The sequence below is a fragment of the Streptomyces spiroverticillatus genome (assembly GCA_014650415.1).
GTDB lineage: Bacteria > Actinomycetota > Actinomycetes > Streptomycetales > Streptomycetaceae > Streptomyces > Streptomyces spiroverticillatus.
Genome location: BMUX01000002.1, coordinates 73,816 through 89,415 on the forward strand (window position 1 = coordinate 73,816; position 15,600 = coordinate 89,415).

General features: G+C 73.1%; 14 protein-coding genes and 1 riboswitch. Of the genes, 10 read left to right on the forward strand and 4 right to left on the reverse strand.

Features of this window, described 5'->3' with window-relative positions:
- Positions 1-252: 252 nt before the first annotated feature.
- Together ypfJ and IE269_RS04720 are read left to right on the forward strand one after the other, a co-directional pair.
- Positions 253-1,143, forward strand: coding sequence for a KPN_02809 family neutral zinc metallopeptidase (gene ypfJ, locus IE269_RS04715; protein ID WP_189821466.1), 891 nt, complete (start codon positions 253-255; stop codon positions 1,141-1,143).
- A gap of 119 nt (positions 1,144-1,262) precedes the next feature.
- On the forward strand, positions 1,263-1,667 hold the full coding sequence (locus IE269_RS04720; RefSeq protein WP_189821467.1) for a VOC family protein: 405 nt from the start codon (positions 1,263-1,265) through the stop codon (positions 1,665-1,667).
- A 30-nt stretch (positions 1,668-1,697) separates the two neighbouring features.
- Here the strand turns inward: IE269_RS04720 and IE269_RS04725 are convergent, their stop codons facing one another.
- From IE269_RS04725 to IE269_RS04735, 3 genes are all read right to left on the reverse strand, one after another.
- Complete coding sequence (locus IE269_RS04725) at positions 1,698-3,095, reverse strand: hypothetical protein (protein WP_189821468.1); 1,398 nt, start codon at positions 3,093-3,095, stop codon at positions 1,698-1,700.
- Positions 3,096-3,206: 111 nt separating this feature from the next.
- Positions 3,207-4,337: an alpha/beta hydrolase gene (locus tag IE269_RS04730; RefSeq protein ID WP_189821469.1), complete on the reverse strand. Its 1,131-nt coding sequence runs from the start codon at positions 4,335-4,337 to the stop codon at positions 3,207-3,209.
- A gap of 68 nt (positions 4,338-4,405) precedes the next feature.
- Entirely contained in the window at positions 4,406-5,071 is a 666-nt protein-coding gene (locus tag IE269_RS04735) for a class II aldolase/adducin family protein (protein ID WP_229897865.1), read from the reverse strand.
- 168 nt (positions 5,072-5,239) lie between these two features.
- Between IE269_RS04735 and IE269_RS04740 the strand changes: the two genes are divergently transcribed.
- The 8 genes from IE269_RS04740 (at position 5,240) to IE269_RS04775 (ending at position 14,796) form a co-directional block, all read left to right on the forward strand.
- The gene (locus tag IE269_RS04740; RefSeq protein ID WP_189821471.1) at positions 5,240-6,010 is read left to right on the forward strand and encodes a lysozyme; all 771 of its coding nucleotides are present in this window, start codon (positions 5,240-5,242) and stop codon (positions 6,008-6,010) included.
- A 169-nt stretch (positions 6,011-6,179) separates the two neighbouring features.
- The gene (locus tag IE269_RS04745) at positions 6,180-7,466 is read left to right on the forward strand and encodes an inorganic phosphate transporter (RefSeq protein WP_189821472.1); all 1,287 of its coding nucleotides are present in this window, start codon (positions 6,180-6,182) and stop codon (positions 7,464-7,466) included.
- Positions 7,467-7,488: 22 nt separating this feature from the next.
- Positions 7,489-7,710, forward strand: a complete 222-nt coding sequence (locus IE269_RS04750; RefSeq protein ID WP_189821473.1) for a hypothetical protein — start codon at positions 7,489-7,491, stop codon at positions 7,708-7,710.
- Between the two features lie 121 nt (positions 7,711-7,831).
- A riboswitch (cobalamin riboswitch) is annotated at positions 7,832-7,979 on the forward strand.
- Between the two features lie 69 nt (positions 7,980-8,048).
- The gene (locus IE269_RS04755) at positions 8,049-8,999 is read left to right on the forward strand and encodes a cobalamin biosynthesis protein (protein ID WP_189821474.1); all 951 of its coding nucleotides are present in this window, start codon (positions 8,049-8,051) and stop codon (positions 8,997-8,999) included.
- On the forward strand, positions 8,996-10,546 hold the full coding sequence (locus IE269_RS04760; protein ID WP_189821475.1) for a cobyric acid synthase: 1,551 nt from the start codon (positions 8,996-8,998) through the stop codon (positions 10,544-10,546). Before IE269_RS04755 ends, IE269_RS04760 begins: the two co-directional genes overlap by 4 nt.
- 250 nt (positions 10,547-10,796) lie before the next feature.
- Complete coding sequence (locus tag IE269_RS04765) at positions 10,797-12,833, forward strand: putative cobaltochelatase (RefSeq protein ID WP_189821476.1); 2,037 nt, start codon at positions 10,797-10,799, stop codon at positions 12,831-12,833.
- A 2-nt stretch (positions 12,834-12,835) separates the two neighbouring features.
- Positions 12,836-13,444 carry a cob(I)yrinic acid a,c-diamide adenosyltransferase gene (gene cobO / locus IE269_RS04770; protein ID WP_189821477.1) on the forward strand — a complete coding sequence of 203 codons (609 nt, stop codon included), beginning with the start codon at positions 12,836-12,838 and terminating at the stop codon, positions 13,442-13,444.
- Positions 13,438-14,796, forward strand: coding sequence for a cobyrinic acid a,c-diamide synthase CobB (locus tag IE269_RS04775; protein WP_189821478.1), 1,359 nt, complete (start codon positions 13,438-13,440; stop codon positions 14,794-14,796). Before cobO ends, IE269_RS04775 begins: the two co-directional genes overlap by 7 nt.
- An 8-nt stretch (positions 14,797-14,804) precedes the next feature.
- Here IE269_RS04775 and IE269_RS04780 read toward each other — a convergent pair whose 3' ends face one another.
- The gene (locus tag IE269_RS04780; RefSeq protein ID WP_189822035.1) at positions 14,805-15,533 is read right to left on the reverse strand and encodes a ZIP family metal transporter; all 729 of its coding nucleotides are present in this window, start codon (positions 15,531-15,533) and stop codon (positions 14,805-14,807) included.
- Positions 15,534-15,600 lie beyond the last annotated feature (67 nt).

Here is a 15,600-nt window from a genome sequence, read left to right on the forward strand (position 1 = left end):
GAACGTATCGGCGCGGGCGGCGGGGCGGAGCCCGCTCCGACGGCGACACGACGGAGCGAGGGGACGGTGGTCCCCCGTTCGGCGGTGCTCCGGCGGCCCACGCGAAAGGGCAGAAGGGGATGAATGGGCTGATACTCGGCGCAAGGTGGCGGAGTGCCGTCACCGGGCCGGTCGGGACGAGAACCGGTCAGGCAGCGGCCCGTCACGGCGGCGGCCGGTCCAGGCAGCACAAGCAGAGGGTGGTGTGGCCCCGTGCAGTTCGACGACGACGCCAATCTGGACAGCTCGGAGGTCCGGGACGTGCGCGGCAGTCGCATTCCCGGCGGAAAGGCCACGATCGGCGGAGGCATCGTCGGTTTCATCGCCCTGATCATGGGCGTGCTGTTCGGGGTGGGCCCGGACCAGCTGGGGCTGTCCTCCGGCGAGCAGCAGCCCGGCGGCTCGGTGTCCGCGCAGGCGCAGGTGCAGACGGGCTGCAAGACGGGGCGGGACGCGAACACCAAGGAGGACTGCCGGATCCTGGGCGTGGTCAACAGCGTGCAGGACTTCTGGCGGGCGGAGTTCGCGCGCCGGGGGGCCAGGTACGGCGACGCGAAGACGGTGTTCTTCTCGCACCGGGTGCCCACGGCCTGCGGCACGGCCTCCTCGGCGGTCGGCCCGTTCTACTGCCCCGGCGACCGGCAGGTCTATCTGGACCTGGGCTTCTTCGACGAGCTGCGCACCAAGTTCGGCTCCAGCGGCGGGCCGTTCGCGCAGGCGTACGTGGTGGCGCACGAGTACGGGCACCACATCCAGAACACGATGGGCACCCTGGCCCGCTCGCAGGACGGCCGCCAGGGCGCGAACAGCAACGCGGTCCGCGTCGAGCTCCAGGCCGACTGCTACGCCGGCGTGTGGGCGCACCACGCGACCCGTACGCCCGACGAGAAGTCCGGGAAGCCGCTGATCACGAAGCTCACCGACGTCGACATCCGGGACGGTCTGGACGCGGCGGCGGCGGTCGGCGACGACCGGATCCAGGAGAAGTTCCAGGGCCGGGTGACGCCGGAGAGCTGGACGCACGGGTCGGCGGCGCAGCGGCAGCAGTGGTTCTACAACGGGTTCCGCACGGGCGACATGGGGCAGTGCAACACCTTCCGCTAAGTCATGCTTGGCGGCATTCGCGCTGGTCAGGGCCGATTGTCAGACCCCCCTGCCAGACTGTGTCGTGGGTCACAGAAGTGGCCCGGACGCAGGCGGACGAGCGAGTGAGGGTGGACAGGATGAGCAGCACACCGACCATGTATCCGACCTTCCTGTACAGGGACGCGAAGGCGGCGATCAAGCTCCTGACGGAGGGCTTCGGCTTCACCGAGATCGCCGTGTTCGAGGGCGAGGGCGGCCTGATCGAGCACGCGGAGCTGGCGTACGGAAACGGCGCGGTGATGCTCGGCAGCAAGGGCCGGGCCGGGCAGTTCGCACAGCTGATGGCGGACGCCGGTCCGACCGGTGTGTACGTCGTGGTGGGCGACACCGACGCGCACCACAAGCGGGCCGAGGAGTTCGGGGTGGAGATCCTGATGCCGCCCACCGACCAGGACCACGGCTCCCGGGACTACATGGCCCGCGACCACGAGGGCAACGTGTGGTCCTTCGGGACGTACGTACCGGGGGTGTCGGCCGGCTGACGGGAAGCCCGCCGGCCGGCCTCGCGTCGGCTACGCGCCGCCGGTGTGCACCTGGAACGCCGCCCGGCGCACGGCCTTCGCGAGGGCCGGGTCGGGGTGGGCGGCGGCGAGCGCGACCAGGACCTGCACGGTGCGCGGGTGTCCGACGGCGCGGACCTCGTCGAGCAGGGCGGGGACGGTGCCCTGGACCGCCGATTCCAGGTGGCGGACCAGCAGTTCGCTCTCGCCGTGGTCGGCGACGGCCGCGGCGGTGTCCACCCAGAGCCAGGTGGACTCCTCGCGGGTGAGCCGGTCGTGGGCGTCCTCGGGGTCGTCGCCCTCGTGCTCGGCCAGCCAGAGCAGGGCGTACGGCCGCAGGGCGACCTCTTCGGCGGCGGCGCGGACCTCGGCCTCGGCGGGGGCGCCGACGACACGGAGCGCCTCGAAGGCGAGGCCGCGCAGGAGGGCGTCCTCGCCGCGGGCCACTTCGAGGAGTTCCAGGACGGCGGTGCCGACCGTGCGGGCGGCGAGCCAGGCCCGGTACTCGGCGCGGGCGGGGCCGGGGGTGAGACGGGCGCAGCCGCTGAGCATGGCGTCGGCGGACTGCTCGATGTTCCCGGCGGGGCTCTGCGCGGCGACGCAGATCTGCTCCAGCTTGACCCAGACGGCCCAGCTGCCGAGCGGGGTCAGGGTGGCCTGGCCCTCGCCGAGGGTGAGGGCGCCGACGGAGGCGAGCCCTTCGAGGGCCCAGTCGAGGAGGAGGGAGAGGGGTACGGGCACCGAGTGGTTCGTGGACTGGGCGGGGATGCCGTGCAGGTGGGGCGGGACCTCGCAGCGTTCCTCGTGCAGTTCGGCGACGCGCTGCTCCAGCAGGTCCAGGAGGGCCGGGACCAGGACGGGTCCGGCGGAGAGCTGAAGGAGGGAGAGCACCTGGGGTACGGACTCGACGACTTCCGCGACGGTGACGGGCGCGATGTCCTTCGGCGCGGGGTGGACGATCGACCAGGCGTCGAAGAGGGCGACCCAGCCGCGCAGCACGGCGGCGTCGTCGCGGTCCCAGGCACGCAGCCGCCAGCCGGGGCGGGCGTTGCTGCCGTGGATCTCGACGAGACCGGCGAGGCGGGCCCGGTCCCAGCCGGCCCGGACCTGAGTCTCGGTCAGGCGCAGTGCCTCGGCGGCGCGTTCGGCGGAGACGTCGGACAGGCGTCCGGCCTGGCCGGGGCGGGGAGCGGCGCCGCGGGCGCGCTCGGTGTCGGCCCAGCGCGCCACGCGGGTGGCGTCGGCGAGCACTTCCCGTGCGTGACGGGCCAGTTCCGCCTGGGCGGGGGTTCCCTCGGGGGGGCGGGTTGCCGGGCGGGTACGCCGGTTCGTCACGGCCCGTCGGGCTGTGGCGAGGGGTCGCGGGCGGACAAGTCGGAGCCTGGAGTCGCGCGGTGTACGGGACGTCACGTGCAGCAGTGTCTCCGCTGAGTGCCCGAAAGCCCAAACGGAATCCTCCTCACCGCCCACGCGGCGTCGTGAAATCTGCTACGTGGACGCGTCCGGCGGGGCCCTGCGGGGTCAGACGAGGGGGGTGAGGAAGCGGCGCAGGGCCTCTTCGTAGGCGGCCGGGTCGGCGTTCCACATGGCGGCGTGGGAGGCGTCCCGCACGGTGTGCAGGGTGACCAGGTCGGGGCGGGCGTCGGCGAGGGCGCGGGACGGGCCCCAGGGGGCGACGGTGTCGCCGGGGCCGTGCAGGATCAGCGCCGGGACCCGCAGGCCGTCCGGGTCGGCGGCCTCGCGGAGCCGGTCGCCGTGCGGTCCGGTGCTGCCCTGGGCGGCCCGGACGGCAAGCGGAAGGAGGGCCGCGGGGGTGCGGCGGGCGGTGGCCAGGGCGCGCACCGTCGCCTCCCAGTCCAGCACCGGCGAATCGAGCACCAGTCCGGCGATGTGGTGGCGCAGGGCCGAGGAGGTGGCGGCGTGCAGGGCCATGGCGCCGCCGGTGGACCAGCCGTACAGGATGATCCGCTGCGCGCCCTCGCGGACGGCGTGCCGGATCGCGGCGTCGAGGTCGCGCCACTCGGAGTCGCCGAGGTGGCCGAGTCCGTCCGGGGAGCGGGGTGCGCCCGGGTCGCCCCGATAGGCGAGGTCGAGCACCGGCAGGCGGAAGCGGTGCAGGAACTCCATGACGTTCAGCGGGTGCTCGCGGGTGGCGCCGAGGCCGTGCACGGTGATCACCCAGGTGGTGGCTCTGGCGCCGGGGACGAACCAGGCGGGCAGGGAGCCGAGCTCGCCCATGACGTCGACGTGGCGGAAGTCGAGGCCCAGTGCGGTGCCGGGGTCGCCGCTGTGGACGTTCGGGGTGAGGTGGAGGCGGGCACCGGGTTCCAGGGAGCCCCGGGTGACCCGTTCCAGGCGGCGCACCACGGTGTCGGGCTCGTGCGGGGCGGCCTCCAGGACGGGGCCGACCACGGCGTGCACGCCGTCGCCCTCCAGGCCGTACACCCCCGGCCTGAGCGTGGCGAGCCCCCTGGTCAGGGTGACCTGTCCGGGGGCCGTGGCGTGCACGGTCACGCGGGGGTCGCCGGGGAGGGGCCGGCCGGGGGGCGCCTTGAGCGCCGCGTCGCCGGCATACCGGGCGGCGGCGACCGCTGCCGCGCCGAGGCCTATGAGTGTGGTGACGGCTGCTGCCGTTGCTTTGGCCGGGTGCACTGTCCCAGTGTCCGTACGCCCGGCCCGGGCTGCCAGTGGGCGGGGTCCCCTCGGGGACCTTCGGTGGGTCAGCCCGGTTGGCCGTAGCCGCGGAGGCGGTCGGCGGCGGCGGCGAGCTCGGTCTCGGAGAGGAGGGAGGGGGACAGGCCGGGCACGGAGGAGGCGGTGAGCCAGACGCGGCACATCCACTCCAGCTGGGCCGTGCGGTCGTAGGCCTGGGAGAGGGTGGCTCCGTAAGTGAGGGTCCCGTGGTTGCGGAGCAGGCAGCCGGTGCGGTCGCGCAGGGCGAGGCGGACGTTCTCGGCCAACTCCTTCGTCCCGTACGTCGCATAGGCCGCCGTCCGTATCTGGCCCCCCAGGGCCGCCGCCATGTAGTGCACCAGGGGCAGCCGGTCCACGAGGGTCGAGACGGCGGTGGCGTGCACCGCGTGGGTGTGCACGATCGCGCGGGCGTCGGTGTCGGCGTACACCGCGAGGTGCAGGGGCAGCTCGCTGGTGGGGGCGAGGCCCCCGAGCACCCGGCGGCCCGAGGGGTCGACGCCGGTCACGTCGTCGGGGGTGAGCCGGTCGTAGGGCACTCCGCTCGGGGTGACCAGGACGAGGTCCTCCCCGACGCGCACGGAGACGTTCCCCGAGGTGCCGACGACCAGCCCGTCGGCGACCGACCTGCGGGCCGTGTCCACCAGCTCCCGCCACGCCGCCGCCACCGCGTCCGTCACCCGAGTCGTCGCCATGCTGCGCATCCTGCCAGCAGCGGCGCGGCACTGTAGCCCGGAGGCCCGGGGTCCGTAAGGGCGCGCTCCCGCCCGCCGTCGGATTGGCCGGAGATCGACCGGCTTTTCCCGATCTTCCAGTAACCTCTGCCCAGATTTGTCATGCACGTAGCCATTCCGGGGGGAATCATGGCCCGTGATCACAAACCGTCGCTCCGGCACGTCCGCATCCGCGCCCTCTCAGCCACCGCCGCCGCCACCGCCGCCCTCACCCTGGGCACGACCGTCCTGCTGACCGGCCCCGCGGAGGCCGCCGGCCAGCCGCGCGGCCACGACGTGTCCGGCCACCAGAAGAACGTGGACTGGAAGAAGGCCAAGCAGCAGGGGGCCACCTTCGTCCACGTCAAGGCGACCGAGTCCCACACCTACCGCAACCCCTACTTCGCCCAGCAGTACAACGGCTCCCGCAAGGCGGGCATCAAGCGCGGGGCGTACCACTTCGCCCTGCCCCACCAGTCATCCGGCAGGGCCCAGGCCGCCTTCTTCGTACGCAACGGAGGGGGATGGCGGAACGACGGGAAGACCCTGCCGCCCGCCGTCGACCTGGAGAACAACCCGTACAAGAAGATCAACAAGAAGAACAAGTGCTACGGCCTGAAGCCGGCCCAGATGCGCACCTGGATCAAGTCCTTCAGCGACGAGGTGCGCCGCAGGACGGGCCGCCGCCCGGTGATCTACACGACCACCCTCTGGTGGAACGACTGCACCGGCCGCAGCACCGCCTTCGGCCGGAACCACGCCCTGTGGCTGGCGCGCTACAACGACTCGCCGGGTCCGCTGCCCGCGGGCTGGTCGTACTGGACGATCTGGCAGTTCAACAACGCGCGCGGCTCACTTCCGGGTGACCAGAATCTCTTCAACGGTTCGCACGGCAGGCTGAGCGCCTTCACCCGCCGTTGACGACCCCTTCCGTTCCCCGCCGCCCCTAGGGCTGCACCGCCGTTCCGGTGAAAAGCGGAACGGCGGTGCGGCGTTTCGGGTCACCGGGATGCCCCGCCCAGTTCATCTTCCGTTCACTCAGGTTGCTTACGTTCCAACGGCCACTGACCTCAAACGATTGCCTGGGTAAATGGAACACATCACGCTCCTTCTCGGAATCGTGATCGTGACCGCTCTCGTGTTCGATTTCACGAACGGTTTCCACGACACTGCCAACGCGATGGCGACCACCATCTCGACCGGCGCACTCAAGCCCAAGACGGCGGTGGCCATGTCCGCCGTGCTGAACCTCGTTGGTGCTTTCCTCTCCGTGGAGGTCGCCAAGACGATCTCCGGAGGGCTGATCAACGAAAGCGGCATCACGACAGAAGTGATCTTCGCGGCGCTGGTCGGCGCCATCCTCTGGAACCTGTTCACCTGGCTGATCGGCCTGCCGTCCAGTTCCTCCCACGCACTCTTCGGCGGCCTCATCGGCGCCACCCTGATGTCGGTGGGCGCCTCCGGCGTCAACGGCAGCGTCGTCATCACCAAGGTGCTGCTGCCCGCGATCGCCGCGCCGATCGTCGCCGGCATCGCCGCCTACCTCGCCACGAAGCTCACCTTCAAGCTCGCGTCCAAGACCGACGAGAAGGCGACCGCCAAGGGCTACCGGGCGGGCCAGATCGCCTCCGCCGGTCTGGTCTCCCTCGCGCACGGCACCAACGACGCGCAGAAGACCATGGGTGTCATCACCCTGGCCCTGGTCACCGGCAACGTGCTGGCCCCGGGTGCCAACCCCCCGATGTGGGTCATCGTCTCGGCCGGTGTCGCCATCGCGCTCGGCACCTACCTCGGCGGCTGGCGCATCATCCGCACCATGGGCAAGGGCCTCACCGACCTCAAGCCGCCGCAGGGCTTCGCCGCCCAGACCGGCGCCGCGACGGTCATCCTGGCCTCCTCGCACCTCGGCTTCTCCCTCTCCACCACGCAGGTCTGCTCCGGCTCCGTGATGGGCTCGGGCCTCGCGCCCAAGGGCGGCGTGGTCCGCTGGTCGACCGCGACCCGGATGTTCGTCGCCTGGGGTCTGACGCTGCCGGCCGCCGGTGCGGTCGCCGCCGCCGCCGAGTTCCTCACCGGTCAGGGCACGTGGGGCGTCACCGCCGTCGCGATCCTGCTGGTCGCGGGATCCGGGGCGATCTGGATGGCCTCCCGCCGCAAGCCGGTCGACCACACCAACGTCACGGCCGACGACCTCGACTTCGCAGCCGCCCCGGTTCCGGCCGCCGAGCCCGCCGGTGTCGTCACCACCGCCATCGCCGCGGTCACCCCGCCGCCGGCCGGTGCCTTCCCGGCCGAGACCCACTCGACCACCGGTGACCTGAAGACCACCCTCCACTCCCCCACCCCCGACCCGGCCCGCCCGGCCGCATCGGTCTGAGGGACTTTAAGGACGCATCGACATGAACATCGACTGGGCAGCTCTCGGCACCGTCTTCGGCGTCAGCCTCGTGGCCACCGTCGCCCTGGTGGGCCTGTTCACCCTCGGCATCGTGGGCCTCTCCAAGCAGACCGCGGCCGCCGCCTCGGGCGGCTCCGCCCCGGCCGCACGCACCGGCGCGTACGCCTGCTTCGCACTGTGCGCGGCGGCGGTGGCGTACGGGATCTTCCTGATCGTCGCCTGAGGCGCACTCCTTCCGAAACCGCCCCGCGCCCCGCGCGCGGGGCGGTTTCGCATACGCCCCCTGCGGACCCCCTGTGGACCTCCGCACACCCGCCTCCCGCAGGTCAACACCAGGTTGACGGGTGTTCGCGGGGCGTGGTGGACTGCCGGAGCCAATACGGCGGCATGGAGAGGAAGCCGGTGCGAATCCGGCGCGGTCCCGCCACTGTCACGGGCGACCCGACCAGGGGCGTCCCGAAGCCAGGAACTCCCAGCCGTGCGTCACCTCGATCCAGGGCGCGGACCCTGAGTGAAGGACACATCGCCATGCCCGGCTGCGGTACACGCGGTTCCGTTGTCATGCCCCCGTGCTGCTTTGTCGCCGGTGCGGCCCTCGGGATGGTCTGCGACGCCCTGTTCGGCGATCCGCGCCGGGGGCATCCGGTGGCCCTGTTCGGGAGTGCTGCCGCCGCCGTGGAGAAGGTGTTGTGGCGGAACGACCGGGGGCGGGGTGCACTGCACACACTGGTCTGCGTGGGCGGCGCTGCCGGGGCTGCTGCCGTCGTCTCACGTGTCGTACGCCGCTCCCCCGTCGCCTCCGTCGCGTTGACCGCCGCCGTCACCTGGTCCGTCGTCGGCGGTACGTCGCTGGGGCGCGAGGCCCGGGCGATCGGCGGGGCGCTCGCCGCCGGGGACCTGGAGCTGGCCCGGGAGCGGCTGCCGCACCTGTGCGGGCGGGACCCGCAGGCACTGGACGGGCAGCAGATGGCGCGGGCCGTGGTGGAGTCCGTCGCCGAGAACACGTCGGACGCGGTGGTGGGTGCGCTGGTGTGGGGGGCGGTTGGAGGGGTGCCGGGGCTGGTGGCGTTCCGGGCGGTGAACACGCTGGATGCCATGGTCGGGCACAAGTCGGCGCGCTATCGCCGGTACGGGTGGGCCTCGGCCCGCCTGGACGACGTGGCGGGGTGGCCGGGTGCGCGGCTGACGGCGGCGCTGGCCGTCCTGGCCGGAGACGACTCGCGCGGCGCGCTCGCCGCCTGGCGTGCGGACGCGGCGCGGCACCCGAGCCCCAACGCGGGCCCCGTCGAGGCGTCCTTCGCGGGCGCGCTGGGCGTGCGGCTCGGCGGGACGCTGTCGTACGCGGGCCGGGTGGAGCACCGGGCCGTGCTCAACGGGGAGACCGGGCGGCCCGTGGCCGTGCCGGACATCGAACGTGCGGTGCGGCTGTCGCGCCGGGTGGGCGTGCTGGCGCTGGCCGCGTGTGCGGCGGGGCGGCTGGCGTTCTCGTACGCGAAGGGACGTAACGCATGAGTGGCGGCGGGTTGTTGGTCGCGGGGACCACGTCGGACGCGGGCAAGAGCGTCGTCACGGCGGGGATCTGCCGGTGGCTGGTGCGGCAGGGGGTGAAGGTCGCCCCGTTCAAGGCGCAGAACATGTCGCTGAATTCGTTCGTGACCAGGGAGGGCGCGGAGATCGGGCGTGCCCAGGCGATGCAGGCGCAGGCGGCGCGGGTCGAGCCGACGGCTCTGATGAATCCGGTGCTGCTGAAGCCGGGGAGCGACAAGTCCAGCCAGGTCGTGCTGCTCGGCAAGCCCGTGGGCGAGATGAGTGCGCGCGGCTTCTTCGGCACGGCGGGCGGGAAGACGTACGGGAAGGGTGTCCAGGGCGGGCACCGGGAGGCGCTGCTCGGGACGGTCACAAAGTGCCTGGCGGAGCTGCGCGAGCAGTACGACGCGGTGATCTGCGAAGGGGCGGGGAGCCCGGCCGAGATCAATCTGCGGCGGACCGACATCGTGAACATGGGCATCGCGCGGGCCGCGGACTTCCCCGTGGTGGTGGTCGGGGACATCGACCGCGGGGGCGTCTTCGCGTCGTTCTTCGGGACGACGGCGCTGCTGGCGGAGGCCGATCAGCGGCTGGTCGCGGGGTACTTGGTGAACAAGTTCCGGGGCGATGTCTCGCTGCTGGAGCCGGGCCTGGACATGCTGGAGGACCTCACCGGGCGCAAGACGTACGGTGTGCTGCCCTTCGCGCACGGGCTCGGCATCGACGAGGAGGACGGACTGCGGGTGTCCCTGCGGGGCGCGGTCCGCGAGTCCGTGGTGGCGCCGCCGGTCGGCGAGGACGTGCTGCGGGTCGCGGTGTGCGCGGTGCCGCTGATGTCCAACTTCACGGACGTGGACGCGCTGGCGGCCGAACCGGGTGTGGTGGTCCGCTTCGTGGACCGGGCGGAGGAGCTTGCGGATGCGGACCTGGTGGTCGTGCCGGGGACGCGGGGGACGGTGCGCGCGCTGGAGTGGCTGCGCGAGCGCGGGCTCGCGGGCGCTTTGGCCCGGCGGGCCGCCGCCGGGCAGCCGGTGCTGGGGATCTGCGGCGGCTTCCAGCTGCTGGGCGAGCTGATCGAGGACGAGGTCGAGTCGAAGGCCGGGGTCGTCGAGGGGCTCGGGCTGCTGCCGGTGCGGGTGCGGTTCGCACGGGAGAAGACCCTGGCGCGGCCGGTGGGTTCGGCGCTCGGGGAGGCCGTGGAGGGGTACGAGATCCACCACGGGGTGGCGGAGGTCCTGGGCGGGGAAGCCTTCCTGGACGGGTGCAGGGTGGGCTCGGTGTGGGGCACGCACTGGCACGGGTCGCTGGAGAGCGACGGCTTCCGGCGGGCCTTCCTGCGGGAGGTGGCCGCGGCCTCCGGGCGGCGGTTCGTGCCCGCGCCGGACACGAGCTTCGAGGGGTTGCGCGAGGAGCAGCTGGATCGGCTCGGGGATCTGATCGAGCAGCACGCGGATACGGAGGGGCTGTGGCGGCTGATCGAGTCCGGCGCGCCGGTGGGGCTGCCGTTTGTGCCGCCGGGGGTACGGGGGTGAGGGGGGCTGTTTTGCGGGGTGCGGCCGAGGTTGGCGTGGCCGGGGGCCGTCCGCGTGGGCCGGTGCCGGGCGTGCGGGCAGGGGCCGGAACCGGGGCGGGCCCGGATCGGGCGTACCGCCCCCTTGCCCGCCCGTCCCGCCCCCGGGGGGCGGCCCCGCCGCCCAAGGGGGCGAGGGCGGAAGTGGGAGGGGCGGCCCTGCCGCCCGCGCAGCGAATCCGTATGGAGCCGGAAACGACGATGGAGACCGTATGAGTACGCCTTACCCCTTTACCGCGATCGTCGGGCAGGACGACCTCCGGCTCGGGCTGTTGCTCAACGCCGTGTCGCCCGCCGTCGGCGGTGTGCTCGTGCGTGGGGAGAAGGGCACCGCCAAGTCCACCGCCGTACGGGCCCTCGCGGCGCTGATGCCGCAGGTGCACGTGGTGGAAGGGTGCCGGTTCTCGTGCGACCCGGCCTCGCCCGACCCGGCGTGTCCTGATGGGCCGCACCAGGCCGGTGACGGCGTGTCGCGGGACGCGCGGATGGTGGAGCTGCCCGTCGGGGCCTCCGAGGACCGCCTCGTCGGGGCGCTCGACATCGAGCGCGCGCTGAGCGAGGGCGTGAAGGCGTTCGAGCCGGGCCTGCTGGCCGACGCCCATCGCGGGATCCTGTACGTCGACGAGGTCAATCTGCTGCACGACCACCTCGTGGACCTGTTGCTCGACGCCGCCGCCATGGGCGCGTCGTACGTCGAGCGCGAAGGCGTCTCCGTGCGGCACGCCGCGCGGTTCCTGCTGGTCGGGACCATGAACCCCGAAGAGGGCGAACTGCGCCCCCAGTTGCTGGACCGGTTCGGGCTGACCGTGGAGGTCGCCGCGTCGCGGGACACCGACCAGCGGGTCGAGGTCGTACGGCGACGGCTCGCCTACGACGACGACCCGGCGGCGTTCGCCGCGAAGTGGGCGGGCGAGGAGGCCGACCTGCGCGAGCGGATCGCGGCCGCCCGCGCCCTGCTCCCCCACGTCCGCCTCGGCGACGACGCGCTGCGCCAGATCGCCGCGACCTGCGCCGCCTTCGAGGTCGACGGCATGCGGGCCGACATCGTGATGGCCCGCACCGCGACCGCGCTGGCCGCGTGGGCGGGGCGTGAGGACGTGCAGGAGGAGGACGTACGGCAGGCCGCGCTGCTCGCGCTGCCGCACCGGCGCCGGCGCAACCCCTTCGACGCGCCCGGCCTCGACGAGGACAAGCTCGACGAGACGCTGGAGCAGAACAGTCCGCCGGAGCCCCCCGAGGGCGAGGGCGACGACGACCCGGACCCGAATCCGGACGGACCCGGTGGCGGCGGCGGTCTCCCGCCGCAGGGCGACGGCCCCGACGCGCCCGAGTCCGCCGACTCGGAGCAGGGCCCCGAACAGGACGACACGCCCGAGCAGCAGCCCGCCCCGGCCGGAAGCGGTGGCGCCGAGCAGCCCGCCGCCAAGGCCGCCGAGCCGTTCCGCACCAAGATGCTGAGCGTGCCGGGTCTGGGCGAGGGCGCTGCCGGACGCAGGTCCCGGGCGCGCACCGAGCACGGCCGCACGACCGGCGCCGTACGCCCCCAAGGCGCCCTCACCAAGCTGCACTTGGCGGCGACCGTGCAGGCCGCCGCCCCGCACCAGCACGCGCGCGGACGCACCGGGCGCGGTCTGGTCGTACGCCGTGACGACCTGCGGCAGGCGACCCGGGAGGGCCGCGAGGGGAACCTCGTGCTGTTCGTGGTGGACGCCTCCGGGTCCATGGCGGCGCGGCAGCGGATGAGCGCCGTGAAGGGTGCGGTGCTGTCGCTGCTCCTGGACGCCTACCAGCGGCGCGACAAGGTCGGACTGGTCACCTTCCGGGGGAAGGACGCGGAGGTCGCGCTTCCGCCGACGTCGTCCGTGGACGCGGCGGCGGCCCGGCTGGAGCTGCTGCCGACCGGCGGACGCACGCCCCTCGCGGCGGGGCTGCTCAAGGCGCACGAGGTGCTGCGGGTGGAGCGGCTGCGCGATCCGTCGCGGCGTCCGCTGCTCGTGGTCGTGACGGACGGGCGGGCGACCGGCGGTCCGGAGCCCGTGGCGCTCGCGGGGCGGGCGGCGCGGCTGCACGAGGCGGAGGGCATCGCCTCGGTCGTCGTGGACTGCGAGTCGGGGATGGTACGGCTCGGGCTCGCGGCGGAGCTGGCCCGGGAGTTGGGCGGCACGGCCGTCACGCTGGACGAGCTGCGCGCGGACTCCATCGCCGGGCTGGTCAAGGACGTAACTGGAACTTCGAGGAAGGCCGCGTAACGATGCCGCAGGGACAGCCGGAAAACGTACCGAACGACGGGCTCACCACCCGCCAGCGCCGCAACCGGCCGCTGCTCATGGTGCACACGGGCATCGGCAAGGGGAAGTCGACGGCCGCCTTCGGGATGGCGCTGCGCGCCTGGAACCAGGGCTGGCCGATCGGGGTGTTCCAGTTCGTGAAGTCGGCGAAGTGGAAGGTAGGCGAGGAGAACGCGCTCAAGGCGCTCGGCGCGACGGGCGAGGGCGGGACCGTCGCCTGGCACAAGATGGGCGAGGGCTGGTCGTGGGTGCAGAGGGACCTCCACGGCGACAACACAGACAACGAGGAGAAGGCCCGGGAGGGCTGGGAGCAGGTCAAGCGGGATCTGGCCGCTGAGACGTACAAGTTTTATGTGCTCGATGAGTTCGCGTATCCGCTGCACTGGGGGTGGATCGACGTGGAGGAGGTCGTGCAGGTGCTGCGCGACCGGCCGGGGACGCAGCACGTGGTGATCACGGGGCGGAACGCGCCGCAGGCGCTGCTGGATGCCGCTGACTTGGTGACGGACATGTCGAAGGTGAGGCACCCGATGGACGCGGGTCAGAAGGGCCAGCGGGGCATCGAGTGGTAGCACGGATCGTGGTGGCCGCGCCGTCGTCGGGCAGCGGGAAGACCACCGTCGCGACGGGGCTCATGGCTGCCTTCACGGAGCGCGGGCTGGCCGTTTCGCCGCACAAGGTGGGGCCGGACTACATCGACCCCGGGTACCACGCGCTGGCGACGGGGCGGCCGGGGCGCAACCTCGACGCGTACATGTGCGGGCCGGACTTGGTGGGCCCGCTCTTCGAGCACGGGGCCGCCGGGTGCGACCTGGCGATCGTCGAAGGCGTGATGGGCCTGTACGACGGGGCTGCCGGGCAGGGCGAGTTGGCGTCGACGGCGCAGATCGCGAAGCTGCTACGGGCACCGGTGGTGCTGGTGGTGGACGGGTCGTCGCAGTCGCGGTCGGTGGCGGCGCTCGTGCACGGCTTCGCGTCGTGGGATCCGGAGGTGCGGATCGGGGGCGTCATCCTGAACAAGGTGGGGTCGGATCGGCACGAGGAGCTGTTGCGGGAGGCCCTCGACGGGTCGGGGGTGCCCGTGCTGGGTGCCTTGCGGCGGGCGAAGCAGGTGCGGACGCCGTCGCGGCACCTCGGGCTGGTGCCGGTCGCCGAGCGGCGGGCCGAGGCGGTCGAAGCTGTGGCTGCTCTGGCCGAACAGGTGCGGGGCGGGGTGGACCTGGAGGCCGTGCTGGCGTTGGCACGGGGTGCGGGGACGACCGGTGCGGTGGCGTGGGAGCCCGGCGCCGGGGCTGGGCAGGGGAAGCGGACGGAAGGTGCGCAGCCCGTAGTTGCCGTGGCCGCCGGGCCCGCGTTCACGTTCTCGTACGCGGAACACGCGGAGTTGTTGAGCGCGGCCGGGGCCACTGTCGTACCGTTCGACCCTCTCCACGATGAGCAACTGCCCGACGGGACCAGCGGGTTGGTGATCGGGGGCGGGTTCCCCGAGGTGTACGCACCCGAGTTGTCGGCGAACGAACCGCTGCGGAAGGCCGTGGCCGCATTGGCGGCGGCGGGCACTCCGGTCGCGGCCGAGTGCGCCGGGCTGCTGTACCTCGCGCGGTCGCTCGACGGGCAGCCCATGTGCGGGGTGCTCGACGCCGAGGCGCGGATGTCGGAGAAACTGACGCTCGGGTACCGGGAGGCCGTGGCCGTCGGGGACAGTGCGCTGGCCGCCGCCGGGACGCGGCTGCGGGGGCACGAGTTCCACCGGACCGTCATCGAGCCCGGGGCCGGGGCCGCGCCCGCGTGGGGGTTCACGCATCCGCAGCGCCGGGTGGAGGGCTTCGTACAGGGCAATGTGCATGCCAGTTATCTGCACACGCACTGGGCGTCGGCCCCGGAGATGGCGTACCGGTTCGTGGAGCGGTGCGCACAGCGATGAACGCGCACTCACTCCGCCGCGATGCCCACCACCAGCCAGATGAAGCCCGCGCCCGCCACCGTGCACAGCAGGGTGGAACGGGCCGGGTGGCCGTGGTGGGCCTCGGGGAGGATCTCGGCGGCGGCCAGATACAGCAGGACGCCGCCGAAGAAGCCCAGATAGCAGCCGAGGAGTTCGGCCGGGAGGGTGAACAGCAGCGTCGACGCCGCGCCCACCACCGGGGCCGCCGCGTCCGCGAACAGCATGGCCAGGGCCTTGCGGCGGGCGTTGCCGTACAGGCTGGTCAGTGTGTACGTGTTGAAGCCGTCGGCGAAGTCGTGCGCGACGACCGCGAGTGCCACGGCGAGGCCCATGCCGCCGCCGACCTGGAAGGCCGCGCCGAGGGCGATGCCGTCCATCAGGCTGTGGCCGACCATGGCGGACGCGGCCGTCAGCCCGACCTCGGGGATGCGCTCCCCCTCCTCTCCCCCGTGCGCGGCGTGTCGTCCCGCGAGGAGGTGCTCGCCGACGTGCGCGGCGAGGAAGCCGCCGACGAACAGCAGCAGAGCGGCGGGCACCCCGAACACCACGCTCTCGGCCGCCTCCAGGGCCTCCGGCAGCAGGTCCAGGCCGACCACGCCGAGCATCAGCCCGCCGGCCAGGCCCAGCACGAGGTGCCGCCGGTCGGTGACGCGCTGGGCCACCCAGCCACCGAACAGCGTCATCAGGAACGCGCCGAGCGCGACGAGGACCGCCATGTACGCCATGAGCCCTTGCTAGTCGATGGGCGAGGTGCGGCGCATGTCGGGATGGGCCGATTCGCCG